Annotated in this window: 15 protein-coding genes; 5 read left to right on the forward strand and 10 right to left on the reverse strand. The window is 58.2% G+C overall.

The genetic code is table 11. The features are described from left to right. Nucleotides 1-23: 23 nt before the first annotated feature. The 8 genes from VEG30_06055 to VEG30_06090 all read right to left on the reverse strand — a co-directional run bounded on the left by VEG30_06055 (nt 24) and on the right by VEG30_06090 (nt 10,725). Nucleotides 24-1,697 (reverse strand): acyl-CoA dehydrogenase family protein, encoded by a 1,674-nt coding sequence (locus VEG30_06055; GenBank protein ID HXZ79475.1) that lies wholly within the window; start codon nt 1,695-1,697, stop codon nt 24-26. A gap of 11 nt (nt 1,698-1,708) precedes the next feature. Further along, entirely contained in the window at nt 1,709-2,695 is a 987-nt protein-coding gene (locus tag VEG30_06060; protein ID HXZ79476.1) for an electron transfer flavoprotein subunit alpha/FixB family protein, read from the reverse strand. Next, the gene (locus tag VEG30_06065; protein HXZ79477.1) at nt 2,695-3,486 is read right to left on the reverse strand and encodes an electron transfer flavoprotein subunit beta/FixA family protein; all 792 of its coding nucleotides are present in this window, start codon (nt 3,484-3,486) and stop codon (nt 2,695-2,697) included. The genes VEG30_06060 and VEG30_06065 overlap by 1 nt, the downstream gene beginning before the upstream one ends. 20 nt (nt 3,487-3,506) lie before the next feature. Continuing rightward, a complete protein-coding gene (locus VEG30_06070; protein HXZ79478.1) occupies nt 3,507-5,585 on the reverse strand; it encodes a (Fe-S)-binding protein in 2,079 nt (692 codons plus the stop codon). A gap of 28 nt (nt 5,586-5,613) precedes the next feature. Next, on the reverse strand, nt 5,614-7,182 hold the full coding sequence (locus tag VEG30_06075; GenBank protein HXZ79479.1) for a wax ester/triacylglycerol synthase family O-acyltransferase: 1,569 nt from the start codon (nt 7,180-7,182) through the stop codon (nt 5,614-5,616). A 1-nt stretch (nt 7,183) separates the two neighbouring features. Continuing rightward, nucleotides 7,184-7,480 (reverse strand): STAS domain-containing protein, encoded by a 297-nt coding sequence (locus VEG30_06080; GenBank protein ID HXZ79480.1) that lies wholly within the window; start codon nt 7,478-7,480, stop codon nt 7,184-7,186. Nucleotides 7,481-7,507: 27 nt separating this feature from the next. After that, on the reverse strand, nt 7,508-10,183 hold the full coding sequence (gene adhE / locus VEG30_06085; GenBank protein HXZ79481.1) for a bifunctional acetaldehyde-CoA/alcohol dehydrogenase: 2,676 nt from the start codon (nt 10,181-10,183) through the stop codon (nt 7,508-7,510). A 95-nt stretch (nt 10,184-10,278) separates the two neighbouring features. Further along, nucleotides 10,279-10,725, reverse strand: a complete 447-nt coding sequence (locus tag VEG30_06090) for a hypothetical protein (protein ID HXZ79482.1) — start codon at nt 10,723-10,725, stop codon at nt 10,279-10,281. Between the two features lie 426 nt (nt 10,726-11,151). Here VEG30_06090 and VEG30_06095 point away from each other — a divergent pair, with 426 nt between their 5' ends. Further along, entirely contained in the window at nt 11,152-11,544 is a 393-nt protein-coding gene (locus tag VEG30_06095; protein HXZ79483.1) for a hypothetical protein, read from the forward strand. A gap of 45 nt (nt 11,545-11,589) precedes the next feature. Beyond that, the gene (locus VEG30_06100) at nt 11,590-11,838 is read left to right on the forward strand and encodes a hypothetical protein (protein ID HXZ79484.1); all 249 of its coding nucleotides are present in this window, start codon (nt 11,590-11,592) and stop codon (nt 11,836-11,838) included. A gap of 47 nt (nt 11,839-11,885) precedes the next feature. Here the strand turns inward: VEG30_06100 and VEG30_06105 are convergent, their stop codons facing one another. Then, the gene (locus tag VEG30_06105) at nt 11,886-12,356 is read right to left on the reverse strand and encodes a hypothetical protein (GenBank protein HXZ79485.1); all 471 of its coding nucleotides are present in this window, start codon (nt 12,354-12,356) and stop codon (nt 11,886-11,888) included. 74 nt (nt 12,357-12,430) lie between these two features. Here VEG30_06105 and VEG30_06110 point away from each other — a divergent pair, with 74 nt between their 5' ends. Together VEG30_06110 and VEG30_06115 are read left to right on the forward strand one after the other, a co-directional pair. Further along, nucleotides 12,431-14,149 carry a GMC family oxidoreductase gene (locus VEG30_06110; protein ID HXZ79486.1) on the forward strand — a complete coding sequence of 573 codons (1,719 nt, stop codon included), beginning with the start codon at nt 12,431-12,433 and terminating at the stop codon, nt 14,147-14,149. Further along, a complete protein-coding gene (locus VEG30_06115) occupies nt 14,146-14,640 on the forward strand; it encodes a hypothetical protein (GenBank protein HXZ79487.1) in 495 nt (164 codons plus the stop codon). Before VEG30_06110 ends, VEG30_06115 begins: the two co-directional genes overlap by 4 nt. Nucleotide 14,641: 1 nt before the next feature. Here VEG30_06115 and VEG30_06120 read toward each other — a convergent pair whose 3' ends face one another. After that, a complete protein-coding gene (locus VEG30_06120; protein ID HXZ79488.1) occupies nt 14,642-15,169 on the reverse strand; it encodes a polyhydroxyalkanoate synthesis regulator DNA-binding domain-containing protein in 528 nt (175 codons plus the stop codon). Between the two features lie 115 nt (nt 15,170-15,284). Here VEG30_06120 and VEG30_06125 point away from each other — a divergent pair, with 115 nt between their 5' ends. Further along, nucleotides 15,285-16,214: a hypothetical protein gene (locus tag VEG30_06125; GenBank protein HXZ79489.1), complete on the forward strand. Its 930-nt coding sequence runs from the start codon at nt 15,285-15,287 to the stop codon at nt 16,212-16,214. Nucleotides 16,215-16,272 lie beyond the last annotated feature (58 nt).

The following is a 16,272-nucleotide window of genomic DNA, read 5'->3' on the forward strand; positions in this document are numbered from 1 at the left end:
TGCCTGCCGAAGATTTATGAATGCTAGGCGGCTGCCGCGCGCTTCTGCGCGCGGTTGTATAAGACGTCAGCGATGTAATCCATATCTGCAATGAGGCCAGTCTGCGCCTGAAGAATGGCAGGGAAACCCAAACTTGTTTCGAAGGCGGGGATCTCCGCCGCACTCAGGCTGGCGGCTCCGATCGACAAACGCAGGCCTTCCTGTGCGACCTTAAGGGCAGCGTCGCGGGCGAAGACTCGGCTCAGCGCTGCCAAAGCGTCGGGATCAAAGCGCCGGTTGGCTTTTTCGTTAAGCTTGTTATCCGCGGTCGCGGCGGCACGGCGGGCCAGGCATCCGGCGCACTCGGCGTAGGCGATCAACTCGCCGAGACGCAGGAGAATGTGCTGGAAGCGGGTGAGACGTGCCACTCTGGCCTTTTCCATTACCTCCGCAAGTGCATGCAGAGCCAGCGCGGCGATGTTGGCACCGACGTTGGGGCGCTGGGCGTGCAGGGCTTCCATTTTTTGCGCTTGCTCGTGATAGTACTGCCCGCGGGTTTTCAGATGGAGCTGCCAGCGGTCACGGCTGATGGTCATCTCCATGATTTCCGAGGTGCCCTCGTAGATGATGGTGATGCGAACGTCGCGGCTGATCTTCTCCACCATGTACTCGTGGGTGTAGCCGTAACCGCCCAGGGCCTGGATGCTGGCTTCGGCAGCCATATTGCCGGCCTCGGTGGCCATGTACTTGGCAATGGCGCCTTCGGTGTTCAAGGTGCCTTCTCCGGCGTCAATGCGCTCGGCGGTTTCTTCGATATAGGCCCGGGCAGCTTCGAGGCGGGCGACGTGCGGGACGATCAGTTTGTGGGTGTATCCCTGCTTTTCGGAGAGCGGCGCTCCTGCCTGGATGCGTTTTGTGGAATAGGGAATTGCACGATCCAGCGCCGCCCAGCCACCTCCGAGTCCGAAGGCCGCAACCATCAGGCGGGTGTAGCCGAAGACAGCCTGCGCCTGGTTCAGGCCCTGGCCTTCCACGCCGCCGACCAGACGATCGGCATCGACATAGACGTTGTCGAGCGCCAGTGCGGCGGTGTTGCTGAGGCGAATACCGTGCTTGTTTTCGGGCTTGTCGTGGGTGAAGCCCTTGGCCCCTTTTTCCACGATGAACCAACTGGGACCGCCGGGCGTGTTGGCCAGGATGGTGTAGGCATCGGCCACGCCACCATTGCTGATCCACTGCTTGTTGCCGGTGATCTTGTAGCCGACCACCCGGCCATTCTCGGTGACACGGTCCGCGGTGGTGCGCAGGGCTCCCAGATCACTGCCGGCTTCGGGCTCGGTGGCGCCGTAGGCGAACAACAATCCTTCTTCCGCGATACGCGTCAGCCAGTGTTTTTTCTGCTCGGGAGTTGCACCGACGGTAATGGGATCGCTGCCCAGAAACGTGGCCAGTACCGATGTCGCCACACCCAGATCGACGCGCGCCATTTCTTCGCAGATGAGGTACACATCGAAGGCGCCGCCACCTAAGCCGCCGCAATCTTCGGGAACGAAGAGCAACTGAATGCCGAGCTGATCGGGATTGCACATGTAGCGGACGATTTCCATGGGGCATTCGTCTTTTTCGTCCAACTCGATGAGCTTCTCGTCGGGCAGACGTTTCTTGGCGAAGTCTTTGAAGGATTTCAAACTCAGTTTCAGGGTTTTGAATGGGATCATTACTGTTTTCCTCACTTTGCCGAAACGCTGCGCATTTCGCGGACTTTGTTGGTCAGTTCGGGCAGGAATTCCAGGATGTCATCGACAATGCCGACATCCGCTACCTGAAAGATGGGAGCCTTGGGATTTTTGTTAATCGCGACGATGAATGGATTGCCTTTCAAACCGGCCAGGTGCTGGAACGCGCCGCTGATGCCGCACGCCAGATAGACCTTGGGCTTGACAGTCTTGCCGGAAGAACCGACCTGGCGGGATTTTTCCATCCACTTGGCATCGACTACGGGTCGTGAGCAGGAAACCGCTGCGCCCAGCGCGTCAGCCAGTTCCTGAGCGATGGCAACGTTCTCGGGTTTCTGAATACCTCGACCGATGGATACGAGGACGTTGTGTTTGGTGATATCGACATCGCCAGCTTCGGCCGCGATGGTCTGCAGATAACGCCGGCCAGTGGTTAATGTGCCAATGGCTGCCGATTTGTCGAGCACCTGGCCATTTACGGCGGGGCCCTCAAGCGGCTTGAACGAACCAGGACGCACGCTGACAACCGCACCGGCTGAGGTGTCACAAGCCACGTGGGCGCTGACCTGGCCCCCGAATTCCTGGCGGACGACTTTGAGATGGGCACCATCCAGGCCGTCGATTGCGGTTACGTCGGAGACGAATGTTGACTTCAGCTTGATGGAGAGTCCCGGGGCCAGATCGATCCCGAAGTGCTCGTGCGCAACCAAGAGAATGCTGCCGGCAGGCACAACGCCTACGAGGGCTTTGCGGACCAACTCAGCGTTGGGATAGGCGAGAGCTTCATTCGAGATCTTCCAGACTTCAGCATAGGAAGCGCGGAGGGCGTTGCACGCGGACTCGAGGTCTGGACCCGAACCGGTGAGAATGGCGACGGGAGATGCGCCGGCATCAATCTTGCGTGCCGCTGCCGCCAGTTCCGCCGCGGGATCAGCGGGCACACCATCTTTGTGCAGGATGTAAGCAAAAATTCGAGGCATTACTTCAACCCTCCTTTGGCTGCGACTAGCTCAAGAACTCTGTCGGCGTTTTCTTCGCGGCTGCCCTGCAGCATCTCGGCTCCCTTGCCGAGCGCGGGCACGAAATAGTCGAGACGTTTCACTTTGGCGCCGGTCTCGCCCACCGTGCCTGGATCGAGACCGAGGTCGGAAGTGGCGAAGGTTGGAATCGGTATGGACGCTACCTGGCGGATGCCGCGCATCCCGACGTAGCGCGGTTCGTTAATCCCGGTCTGAATCGAGAGCACACAGGGGAGATCGATCTCATTCATCTCCTTGTTGCCGCCCTCGATTTCGCGGCTGATCTTCAGCTTCTTGCTGTCGAGGACCTCGATGGAATTGACCAGAGACGCGAACGGATAATCGAGCATGGCGGCCAACATGCCTCCAACCTGGGCGCCGCCGTCTTCCGCCTGAACGCCGGTCAGGATCAGGTCGTAGTGACCCTTGTCGATGAAAGCTTTGAGGATGGTGGCGATACCTTTGCCGTCTGATCCGGTGAATTCCTCATCCGAGATCAGCACGCCCTGGTTTGCGCCCATGGCCATCTCGCGGCGCAGGACCTCCTCGTCGTCCTCGTTGCCCACGGTAACGACGGTGACGTTGCCGCCGAGCCTGGCGACCAGCTGCAGCGCCTCTTCGACGGCATAGTTATCGGGTTCGTTGATGGAATAGACGAGGTCATCGCGCTCAATGTCGTTGCCGGCGCGGTTGAGCTGAATCTCGTTTTCCGATGTGTCGGGCACTCTTCGTACGCAAACCAGAATTTCCACGTTTACCTCCGAACTGTTATTCACGCCGCTTGCGCAGCTTCGCGGGCGATGTGTTGGTCGACCAGTTCCGCCAGATCGATGGCGGTCATCTTTCCTTCCAGGCCTGCAACCTTGATGGCATCCTCAATGTTCACCATGCAGAACGGACAGGCGGTTACGATCACGTTGACCCCAGCTTCGGCCGCCATCTGGACACGCTTTACCCCGATTCGCTCATCTTCCTTGGGTTCGTAGAACAACATCAGTCCACCGCCACCGCAGCAGAAGGAGCGATCTCGCGAGCGGGTCATCTCGATCCGCTTGAGGCCCGGGATGGCATCGAGCACAGCGCGGGGCTCGTCGTAGACCTGGTTGTGCCGCCCCAGATAGCAGGGGTCGTGGAACGCGTAGACGCTATCGTTGTTTGCGATCGGGTGAAAGTTGAGCTTGCCGGTCTTAATTCCGCGGGCGATCACCTGGCTGATGTGCTCGACCGGGGGAAGGTCTTTGTAGTCGCGCTTCAGCGCGTTGTAGGCGTGGGGATCGGCGGTGACGATGCGGCTGACTCCTGAAGCCTTGATCGCGGCGACGTTCTGGTCGCGCAACGAGGCGAAGAGGAATTCCTCGCCGAAGCGCCGAACCTCATGACCGCTGTCTTTTTCCTTCGCGCCGAGGATTCCGAAATTCTCGCCTAGGTGGTCGAGGATTCTGGCTGTGGCCCGGCCAATCGACTGCATGCGGTCGTCGTAAGAGGTGATGCTGTCTACGAAGAAGAGGGTGTTGGCGCCATTCTTTTGGTCGAGAATCCTGACCTGGCAGGCTTGCTGGAACTCCTGGGCAGTGGCCCAGTCCGCCCTCTTCTTTTCCATCTTGCCGTAGGGATTACCGCGGCTCTCCAGAGCCTTCAACGGTTTCTGCAAGGACTGGGGCACTCTTCCTTCATCGATCAGGCCGCGGCGCAGGTCGACGATCTTGTCGATGTATTCCACCAGCAACGGGCACTCCTGTTCGCAGGCGCCGCAGGTAGTGCAGGACCAGATCTCATCCTCGGAATAGACATTCCCGACCAGGGGCGTGCTGTTGGTCGAGCTGCCGAACATTGGGTAATGCTGAAAGGCGTAATCTCGCGCCTTAATAGTGAGAAAGCGTGGAGACAATGGTCTGCCCACCGAGTTGGAGGGGCAGTTATCCGAACAGCGGCCACAATCGGCGCAGCTGTAGAAGTCGAGCATGTGCTTCCAGGTGAAGTCCTCAAATTTCTTCACGCCGAAAGATTTCACCTGATCCAGTTGATCGTCGGAGATGCCCCATCGGACAGGCTTGAGCGCGTCGCGGTCGAGTTTGGCGAAGTAGACGTTGAACAGCGAGGTCTCCACGTGAAACTGAATGCCAAACGGCCGGTAGCAGAGCAGGAAGTAGAAAGTCAGTTCATGCAGGAGATAGGCGCCAATGTAGAGATTTCTCAGAGCTGTCAGCGAAGCGGAAGCGAAGGCGATCTGCAACATCCAAGGCAGGGACAAGAAGGCCAAAGCCGCCGCGGGTTGGCCGAGATGGGACTCACCGGCGGTCTTGGCGGCGGCGAAGGAACTGTCCGCCAGCATGAGTATGGCGATCAGCGCTAATAAGAAGATGGCGTCAATGGGATGGCCTTTGCCGAACTTTGCCGGCACCGCGTAACGCGCAGGCTTGAAGACGGCGCGGCGAATGATCGCCACGATCATGCAAGCGAATACGACGGTAGAGGCGTAGTCGGTGATGAGGTCGTATATCTGGCCGGCCTTGCCGGAGAGCATGGCGAAGTCCGGCCAGATACCGACGAAGAGCACGGTGAAGGCGCGCATGGCCAGCAGGATGAATCCGGCGAAGATCAGAATGTGAAGCGTTCCGGCGGTGCGGTAACGTGGGTGCTTCCATTGTCCCAGCCAATACTTGAAGACCATTCGCAAGCGGGCCCAGGGCTGATCGAAACGGAAGTCGCGCTCCGCTTGCAGCAGTGGCGCCAGGCGTCGAGCCACGATGTAGGCAAAACAGGCGACCGCAAGAATGTGGATCATGAGGAACAGAACTTGCCCCGGGATCAACCAACTGGAGACTTGCGCTGCTGACGGGAGGTTTTCCATGGTCTCCAACTCCTCCCCGTGGCGATTGCTAAGCGATCAATCGCGTGGGAGTTTCTTCCGCTTGCACTGCCAGCCCGGGCGTCGCGGGCAGATTGGCGCCAGGGGCGGGAACGGGGCCGGGAGTTTTCTTTGGTTTTGCGAGGGCCGGCTTCGAGGCCTCAATTCGCTTCTTTCTTTTGTTGCGTGGCGGCTGATGCCCTGCCGCCTGTTTCAGTTCTTTGAAGCTTGCTGACAAGAGTGTTTCCAGGCGCCGCAGATCCGGCGCCGCGTGTACCTCGCCGCTGAACCCGAAGTACATGGCTCCGTTGTAGCTCAGAATGGCGCAGTTGACGGCCATTTCGCCGCCGACCGGGACGTAGGGGTACCACTGCAGCATCTTGTGGCCGATCAGGTAGAGGGGGAATTGCGGTCCCGGCACGTTGGTACAAACTAAATTGAACGGCGTAATCGGAAGCTGGCTGGCAATGGGACCGGCGAAAGCCTGCAACGAAGTGGGAAGCATTCCGACCAGACCGCCGGCCAGACTGACCAGCTCGGCGGCGTGCGACCGCTTGAGAAACTCAGTTCTCTTATGAACGGCGGCGAGCAGCTTTCGAGGATTGCGAATATCGAAGGGAATCGTGACCGGTACCAGCGAAATACGGTTTCCCATCTCGTTGGGCTGGCCATTCCCGCGCAGATTCACCGGAACCATGATGCGGAGCAGGCGGCCTTTTACCGGATCGCCATGGAGTTCGCAGTAGCGGCGGAAGGTAGCCGTCACCAGCGCGAGGATGACGTCGTTCACACTGGTTCCGCAAGCATGCCGGATCGCCTTGACCTCATCCAGAGGAATGTCTGCCCAGGCGAACTTTTGCGGTCCGCGGTAAGGGAGATTGAATCGCAGCCGTTCGGTGAATGCCGTGATTTCCGGCAGCAGATGAAAGAATTCATCGGTTGAGGTACTGGCGCCAGTGGCCGCAGCCCGCTCGGCTATGCTCAGCAGGTCTTCGTAAGCGGAAAGAATTCGTCTGACGAAATCGGAATAGGAATCAATGACGCTGTTGGTCAGCGAGGTCCAGGCATTGCGTGGTGAGGCGACCTGGAGGCGTAGTTTCTTTCGAGGCAGTGGCTGCACTTCCGGGCTGGCATCGAGGAGAGCGTTCATGATGCCCACTCCGGCGATGCCATCGACGACGCAGTGATGAATGCGGGCGATGAGGGCAGTGCGGTTACCTGTAAGACCGTGCACCAGGGTGAGGTCCCACAAAGGCCGGCGGCGGTCCATGACCTTGCTGAAGATTTTTCCGGCAAAGGTCTTCAACTCCGCCTCGGAGCCACGCTTGAGGGTCACGTCGAACACATGGTTGCGTATGTCGAAGTTGGGATCGAATTCCCAACTGGGCAGGCCAATGTTCAGCGGGGGAGCCACTAGTCTCTGGAGATAGCGGGGAATAAGCGGCAGTTTCGATTCGACAAAACGGATGCAGGTTTTAAACGGAATCTGCCCATCGAACACGCAGACACTGGCCACGTTGAGCGGCATGTCCTTGCGCTCCAGGTTCAGGAAAACGGTGTCACCCCATGAGAGGCGATTGTCGAGAACGTCGTGCTGCATCTCAGCTCTCCTTGCTTGGTGCGGCCAGGTGGGCGTCGTCGCTTACAAAAGAAAAGCGGGACGTTAGCCTGGACAGCTTAAGCACTTTGTAAACATCGACGCTCACGCCGTGCAATGTGACCTTGATGGCCTTGTCGTCGGCGCTGCCGGCGAATTTCGCCAGCGCGGCGAGCGCGTTGGGATCGATTCGGCGCACCGACGAGAAATCCAAGGCTAACTTGCCTTCGGCCCTGTCCAACTGCTCCTCGGCAGATTGCAAAGCACGGGTCAGGCACTCTCCGTCAATCTTCAGTGACATTGGAATTGTCATAATCACAGCCATTTCTTATGCCGTCTGTTTTTGCTGAACTGCAGTGACCGCCTCGGCCGCGCGGCGGCCCTCATAGGCCTTCCAGAACAATCCTGTTAATTCGCTGATCAATGGCATGCGAGGATTCGACAGCCAGGAAGGATCGTCAAAAGCGGCCTTGGCCAATTCCGGTACCGCCCGCTCGAAGTCTTCCCTGGGGATTCCCAGGGAGGCGATGGAGCGGGGCATTCCCACGCGGTCAAGCAATGCCTCTACGGCTCTAATGAGGTTGTTAACTTTTTCTTCGACCGATTGACCGCCAAGTCCAAGCGTGTCCGCCGCGGTCGCATATTTTGGGGGTGCGACATATGCCCGCTGGTTGGGGGACGGCTTGAACTTGGCGGGGACCGACGCGTTGTAAGCAATCACGTGCGGCAACATGAGGGCATTCGCGCGTCCGTGCGCAACACCGAAGCGCGCGCCGAAGGCATGCGCCAGAGCGTGATTCACGCCGACCGACGCGTTGGCAAAAGCCATAGCCGCAATGCAGGCGGCGTTGTGCATCATGAAACGCGCTTCTTCATCCCTGGGGTGCTCATAGGCGATGGGAAGGTACTTGAATGCCAGTTGAATCGCTTGCAGGGCGTTGGCGTCGGTGTAAGGAGAGGCGTAGACGGAAACCCAGGATTCCAGGGCATGGGTCAGGCAGTCCACCCCCGTATCTGCGGTGAGAGCTCTGGGCATGGACATGACGAATTGCGGATCGACGATGGCTACATCCGGGCTCAGTGAGTAGTCAGCGAGAGTCACCTTGCGTCCGCGTGCTTTATCGAAGAGGACGGCAAAGGGAGTTATTTCACTTCCAGTTCCGCTGGTAGTGGAAATAGCAATCAGGCGCGCATGGTTAGTCTTGTCGGTTGGGAACTCGACGACGCGCTTGCGGAGGTCTAAGAAGGGAGCGGCCAGTTCGTCAATGTCAGCCTGCGGCGACTCGTACTTGAGCTTCATGATCTTGGCCCCATCAATTACCGATCCGCCGCCCAGGGCGATGATCTGGTCGGCTTTGTAGAAGTTGAGAGTTTCGACGCCCTGGGTGACGACCTTAAGCTCGGGCTCGGCGTCGGGGATGACCAGCACGTGGACTCGGGTCTGTGGAGGAAGGCAGCGCCGGACGGTATCGGCGTGGCCGATCTGCTCCAACGGCGCACTAGTAATAATGATGGTGGACTTGCTCGGGAACTGGCGCACGTTCTCGACGGCGTTCATGTTGAAGTAAATCTGATTGGGAACGCGGAACCACATATGCGCAGGTGTCCTGCGAGCCAGGCGTTTGATATTCAGGTAGTGATAGACATTGACGTTGTCGGTGGTGCTGTTGCCGCCGCCGGTTCCGCAGCCGAATGAGAAGGTGGGGACCATGTCGTTGTAGACTCCGCCCAGGGCGCCAATGGATCCGGGGGAGTTCACGATGATTCGCCCGGCATTGATCAGTTCACCAAACTTGCGAATGATGTCGTCGTTGTGCGAAAAGATGACGGCGGTGTGTCCCAGGCCGCCGGCATGATTCACATCCAGGCAGACCTTGAGCGCCTCATCGGTGGAGTTCGCGCGATAGACTGCGAGCAGGGGAAACAATTTCTCGACAGACAAAGGGTGCTCGCGGCCTACGCCGTGAATGGGAGCAATCAGTAGCTTGGTATCGGGCTTAACCGAAAGACCAACCACACGGGCGATGTCGGTGGCTTTCTGCCCGACGGCCATGGGCTGCATGAAGCCGGTTTGGGGATCGATGACGGTACGCCCCAGCAACTCGGTTTCGTTTTCGTTACAGATGTGTGTCCCGAGATCGGCGAACTTCTTCAACACGAGGTCATAAATTTCGTCGTCAATGACTACGGTCTGCTCGGAGGCGCAGATGGTTCCGTTGTCGAAAGTCTTGGAGGTGATGATGTCGACCACCGCCATGTCCAGATCGGCAGTTTTTTCCAGATAGACGGGAGTATTGCCGGGCCCGACGCCCAGCGCGGGCTTGCCCGAGCTGTAAGCAGCTTTCACGGCGCCGGGGCCGCCGGTGGCGTCGATCAGTCCGATATCTTTGTGGCGCATCAGATAGGCGTTATCTTGCAGGGTATGCGCTTCCAGGCAGGTGAACACGCCTTCGGGAGCGCCGTGCTTGAGCGCCGCCTCATACATGATCCGCACTGCTTCGTAGCCACAATGACAGGCGCTGGGGTGCGGACTGAAGATAACGGCGTTCCGGGTTTTGATCGCCATGATGCATTTAAAGAGGACGGTGGAGGTCGGGTTGGTTATGGGAATGAGAGAAAAAATGACGCCGATCGGTTCCGCCATCTCCACCAGACCACGCTCAGGAAACTCGCGAATGACGCCGACGGTGGGTTTGTCCTTAACGTAGTTGTAGACAAACTCCGTTGCCACCATGTTCTTGATGACCTTGTCTTCGAGAACACCCAGGCGGGTTTCTTCGATTGCCAGGCGGGCCAGATACTGAGCCTGGTCGAGTCCGGTCAAGACCATGGCTTTGACAATGCGATCGACGTCCTCCTGAGTGAATTGAGTAAAGACGGCGGCAGCGGCGCGGGCTTGACGGACGAGTCCTTCGAGACAGGCAATGCGCTCCGGACTGAGCACGCCAGAATTTTCTGCTTGCGAAACGCGGGTTCGCTCCTGCACATCGTTGCTCGTGATCATGCGGCCTCCGTCATGCTGTTCTTAGCAATTTGCAATCAACCTGCCTCCCCGCATCGAGCACTAAACAGTCGCGTGATGGAGCAGGGAGAGATTTCCTAGGCGTAGTCGATTGGGTTCTGTTCCAGCCAATGCTCATCACGCGCCCTGCTGACGCTGTGCATGGCTCCCGAGGCAACACTCGCCGCCAATAGCCGGCTCCTCCAGACAATGCTGGCGCCAAAGCCGACCACACCACCGATCAGGCCGTAGGCGATCGCCCGGCTTGCAGAGCTACGACGCTTCGCGGAGCAGCAACCCAACAAGCTCACACACAGCCCAACGATGGCAGGCTTCAGCGCACCGCGAACGGACTCGGCAAGGAAGGGATTCAGAGGTTTGCCGTGGAGATAGGTTTCTCCGCCGTAACGTGCTCCTTCGAGTGCGGAGCTCAAGAGCTTCCTGCCGTACTCCACGCTGGATGTTGGATGGTTGGGATGACTCATTGCCTGACCGACTCTCTGGAATTTCGCGGGGGGAGCGCTAACTGTTGCTGTTCCGCTCATGGCCACCTCCCTGCTCTACACAAAAGCGTCTGTGTGTTGAAGGACCGCGTGCAATCGGAAGTAGCGTCGTGGAAGCCGGAACGGACCCGTTTCCGGCTGGCAGTTTGGATTATGGTTTGCACGAGCCCCAGGGTCTGTGAGAGTGATCACAAGCACGCGTTCAAATTCCCATCACGCAGCCCCGGGTGTCGGGGGAGACAGATGTTGTCCGGCGAGGCGCTTCATCGTAATCATCATCATAAGTATAACCAAAAAACCCAGGTGTGGGGGCATTATCACCGCACCAGGTGCCTCGCATCACAGACGGGAGCCCGCGTATGGGGAAAACTGCATAAGGGAAAAGATCAGCGCAGGCCACTCTGTCACCTCTGTCAACCTGGTCCACAGTCATCAACCCTTCTCGCGGGAGCACGACGGAGAGCCGGTATGAATCATCAGCCTGGAAGTCCGTTCGACAGTATCGAGAGCGCCTATGATTTTCTCGGCCTTTTGTCCGAGGTGGTAGACGAAACCAAAAAGGCTATTAATGAGGATGTAGAGGGAGAGTCGACTTCTAAAGCTCCGCGCCGCCTGGACGCTCTGCGTCTAGCTTTCTACAACCTGGAAAAGCTCGAAGTCCACATGAAGAAGAGCGTGCGCATTCTGAATGATCTCCGCTCCCTGCGAAGGCTGCTATTTGAGGAACGGCAACCCAGCCCGAAGATGGAAGCTAAGCCAGCGCCAGTGGTTAAGACGAAGCCCGCAGTTGAAGTCCTCGCTACGAGGGTGCCGGCGCAGGTTGGGAGCTCGGATAGAGCCATCAAGATCGCCGCCGCGTGAGTCAGCAGCCGTGCCGGGAAAAGGAATCAGCTTGGTGAGGCGTGTATGTCGAGCGTGAAGCAGTATCCAGATTTGTCGTCCGTGTCAGAGCTGCAAGGCAGGCCAGATTACGAGACCTGGCTGGAAGACGTCCGCGCGGTACTGCTGTCCATGAACGCAGAAATGCGCCTGTGGCAGGACAACTGGAGGTATGATTTTCGCCAGGCTTACGAAGCTGGAACGAGCGCGCACGAGGCAGCGATGGATGCGCGGGAATTCTGGTGGCGCGAATTGCTGACGGAATGCTGGACGTAGGGGATGGGGTGGCTTGCGTCTTCCTTTCCGCTTTCGGGATTTCCGATTCACCTGTCTGAGCTGATGGCTGCCTCTGCCCTGGCAATGGCTTTTTCGTGCAGGTTCCAGGAATCGATAGCTTTTTGACATCCCTCGCGCGCCAGACGGGTGCTCAATTGTCTCTCAGCCTCATCAAACGTGGCCTCCGCATCCAAGTGGGCACGATAAGCCGCATCATCGGCTTCCCTGATTTTCCTGGCCAGGAGCAGCAGTTGAGCATCGATAGCGTCTGGCACTGGCCGCTGCCCCGCTCCGGGTCGAGGTGTATCACCCGACTGCGGCGAAACGGCGCTGTAGGCGGCCTTCAGTTGGTTGCTCCAGCCCACTTTGATCTCTTGCTCGAGCCGGTCGAGAGCGGCGTTCGCTTTGTCCGCGGCTCGGCGCACCCTTTTCTTTTCCCGCAACCAGCGCACCACCGACCACTCGCGAGCTTCGGTCATGAGCGCTCTGGCTTCTTCCACCTCGGCCAAAGTTCGCATAGTCACCCGCACAAGGGAAAGACAACGGCTGCCGACAGTAGTCCTGCTTCCCGCCAAAGTAAAGCGCGGCAGCCATGAGGCCGGAGAATCGCGCATTCGATTTCGATTTCATCGTAATTGGCTCCGGCTTCGGAGGCAGTGTCGCCAGCTACCGCCTGGTGCAGAAGGGCTACCGCGTCGGGGTGATGGAAATGGGGCGGCGTTGGCGACCCGAGGACTTCCCGCCGACAAGCTGGTGGTTGCATCGCTGGTTCTGGCGGCCGAAGCTGGCGTTGCGCGGATTTTTCAACATGCGTTTCTTTCGTCACGTGACCATCCTGCATGGCTGCGCGGTGGGCGGGGGCTCGATCACCTATGCTGCTACGTTGCTGCGGCCTCCCGACAAGATCTGGGACATGGGATCGTGGGCGGAACTGGCCGACTGGAAAGCTGAAATGCCGGCTCACTATGACACGGCCACGCGCATGCTAGGAGTGAGAGAGAATCACATTCTAGGGCCGGCTGACAACCTGTTGAGCCGAGTGGCAGAGGCCACCGGCATTGGTCACACTTACTATCGAACCAGCGTGGCTATCTTCGAACCTGCGAAGGGAGAGACAGGAGGGGAGACCTTTCCCGATCCCTTTTTCGGAGGAGAGGGCCCGCCGCGAACTACGTGCATTGCTTGCGGGGGATGCATGATGGGCTGTCCGCATGGCGCCAAGAACAGCCTCGATATGAATTATCTGTACCTGGCCGAGAAGCAGGGGGCCCAGGTGTTCCCGGAAACCAGGGTAGTGGATGTGCGGCCGCTCGCGGGAACTCGGGACGGAAGCCAGGGATATGAAGTGCGCGCGGTCCGCTCGACTGCGTGGGTATCTCTGACAAAGAAAAGGTTCACATGCCGGGGCGTGGTATTTGCGGCATCGTCATTGGGGACGATGGAGTTGCTGTTCCACTTGAAAGAGAAAGGGTCGCTGCCCGCGATCAGCGGTCAATTGGGCCAGCGTGTCCGGACGAACTCCGAATCATTGATTGGGGTGCGGATACCGGGATGCAGCGAGGATTTGTCGAAGGGCGTGGCGATCGGGTCAGGAGTTTACATTGACGAGCACACCCATATAGAAGCGGTGCGCTACCCGAGCGGTTCGGACGCGATGAGCCTGCTGGCGACCATCCTTACCGGCGGGCGCCCGGGACCACTGCGGGTCGCGCTATGGATGAGGAATGTGGCCGCGTCGCTCCTGCGGCATCCCCTCAAAACCTTAAGGTTGTTTTGGCCCCACGGTTGGGCCAGAGAGTGCATCATCCTGCTCTGCATGCAAGCCCTGGAGGGACACATAAGTATGCGCTGGGAACGGCCATGGTTTTGGCCATTCCGAAAGTTTCTGGTTAGCTATGGCAAGAAGGTGCCTACGTTCATACCGCAGGCCAACCAATTTGCCGAGCAGTTCGCGCGGCTGACCGGAGGGACAGCCATGAGCATGTTGCCAGAGGTGCTGTTCAATGTGCCCAGCACCGCGCATTGTATCGGAGGTTGCGCGATCGCGGACTCGCGCCAGACCGGTGTGGTTGACCGTCAGCATCGTGTGTTCGGATATCGCAATATGTATGTGTGCGATGGTTCGGTGATTGCGGCGAATCTGGGTGTGAATCCGAGCCTCACGATTACGGCTTTGGCGGAAAGAGCCATAAGCTTTATTCCTCCCGCGTCAGAGACGATATGGAATGATGCTGCAGAAGAGGAGTTCGGATCGAGTGCGAAGATCGACGAAGTTGCTAAAGCACCTAGGATAGTGGAGAGCGAGACATGACGAAATCTCGGGGAGTTGGCCTGCTGCTGTTGTTGATTTGGTTTCCATTTGCGGCAGCAGCCCAGAGTTCTCCAAACGCTTTTGAGACATTTAAGGGTTTGCGTGGAAGATGGCAGATTCAATCGGGTGGAAGAACTCTCCCCATCGAGATGTCCTATGACCTTGCTTCCAACGGTTCGATTGTGACTGAGCAGTTCGGCAAAGAGCTTTCCGTAATCTACCCAGACGGCGACAGCCTGTTGATGACCCACTTTTGCAATAGCGGTAACCAGCCGCGCCTTCGGCTGAAGCAAGGTGGACGGTCCGGAGTCTTTGAATTCGAAATGTTCGACATTACGAATTTGAAAGATGCAACTCTGGCGCACGTAGAAAAAATCGCTTACAGGGTTGTCGACAATCAAAAAATGGAAGTTGAAATACTTTGGAAGAAGGGCGAATCGCAAGAGTCCGAGAAATACACCCTCACGAGGATCCCGTCTGGTCCCGCGTAGGTTAACGCTTCTTGCGCCGTCTGGACCTGGCTCGTGGCTTCTCTCTTGGCTTCTGCAGACGGCTTTCTAACTCGGCTATTCGGGCATGGAGCAGTTGCAATTCGCTCGCAGCCGGCGGTTCCGAGGTTCGCCCCTGAAGGAAGTTCTTGACCGTCTCCAGCGGAGACAAGGCGGCGGAACGCATTTCTGATAAGCCGCTGTCCAGAGCACCTTGCACTTTTTGATAAGCGCTGAAAGCAGATTTCAAGTACCACATCACGAATTCCCGTCCCACCTGGTCGGTGGCAACGATCAATTGACGCAAGAGTTCCAGGGGCAGGCCGGAGGGTTGGTTCTTGACGTCTTCGGAGATGATTTGGGTCAAGGTCAGGCGGGTGAGATCTTCGCCGGTCTTGGCGTCGATGACTTGGACTTCTTTCCCATTTCGGACCAAGGCTGCAATGTCGTCAAGATTGATGTAGCGGCTGGTGGATGTGTCGTAGAGTCTGCGGTTTCCATACTTGCGGATGACAATAGCGGATGTTTTCACCGGAACGGTTCTCCTGACGCACCGCAATAATTGAGGTTCTTATATTGACACAAATCCATATAAATACTAGATTGCAGTTGATGCTGCAGTGCAGCATTAAAGAACGGAGGGCATCATGCCAAGAGTTACCAAGCCCGGCCCCACCGCTCACACCCATCCCTCTTCTTTTCTCGGATTATTGTCCGGGTGGGTGCAGCAGGGAGTCGAAAGCTTTTTTGCAACGCAACGAATCCTGGTTGATCTGGCAATGCGCCAGAACGCGGTTGCCATGAAGAGCCTGCGGGAAGGACTGTCAGACCCAGAGCATTCCCCCATCGCCATCCTGCGCGAGCTTGCGGTGGAAGGAACCTCGAGCTTCATCGAGGCGCAGAGGATCCTGCTCAACCTGGCGCAGCAGGAGAACGAGATTGTGATGACCGGGATCAAGGAGCGGGTCGCGGGCTCCGTGCCTGCGGTCGCAATGACCGACCTGGTGCGGCGCTCGATCGGAACTTTCCTTGGGATGCACGAGGACTTCCTGAAGATCACCAGCAAGCAGACGCTGGAGTGGCTGGAGGAAACCAAGAAGTCCGTTACCGGAGGCACGCATCTGGTGGATCTTGCCCGGCAGGCGATGGAAACCTTTGTCCACGCGCAGAAGAAGTTCCTGGACGTGGTGGCGGAGGAAACCACGCGGGTGACTACGGGCAGGCCAGATAAGACGGCCCGGATGGTCAAAAAGACCGCATTGGCCAAGCTGGCGCGCGATGCCAGTAACGCCTTCATCGACGCTCAGAAAAAGCTGCTGGACACGGCCGGCCAGCAGATGAATGTCAATCTGAAGGCGGCAACGCGGACGATGGAGTTACTGAATCCCGCCCGCCTTATACCCATGGCGAACATTACGGGAGAAGGGGTAAAGAGCTTCGTTGACGCTGAAAAGGCGCTGATTGACTCGGTCGTAAAGCCTCGCGCCGGCTCGAAACATATGTCCGAGCGCCGCGTGAAGCACCCGGTTCGCCGTAAAGCAGCGACGGCGCAGGCTGCTCATCATGCTGTTGCCTGATGGTGAAACGGGCAAACCAGTCTGGCAATGACCATCGGGCTTGGCGCGGCATGATTAC

It is taken from the genome of Terriglobales bacterium (assembly GCA_035624455.1).
Lineage (GTDB): Bacteria > Acidobacteriota > Terriglobia > Terriglobales > Acidobacteriaceae > DASPRM01.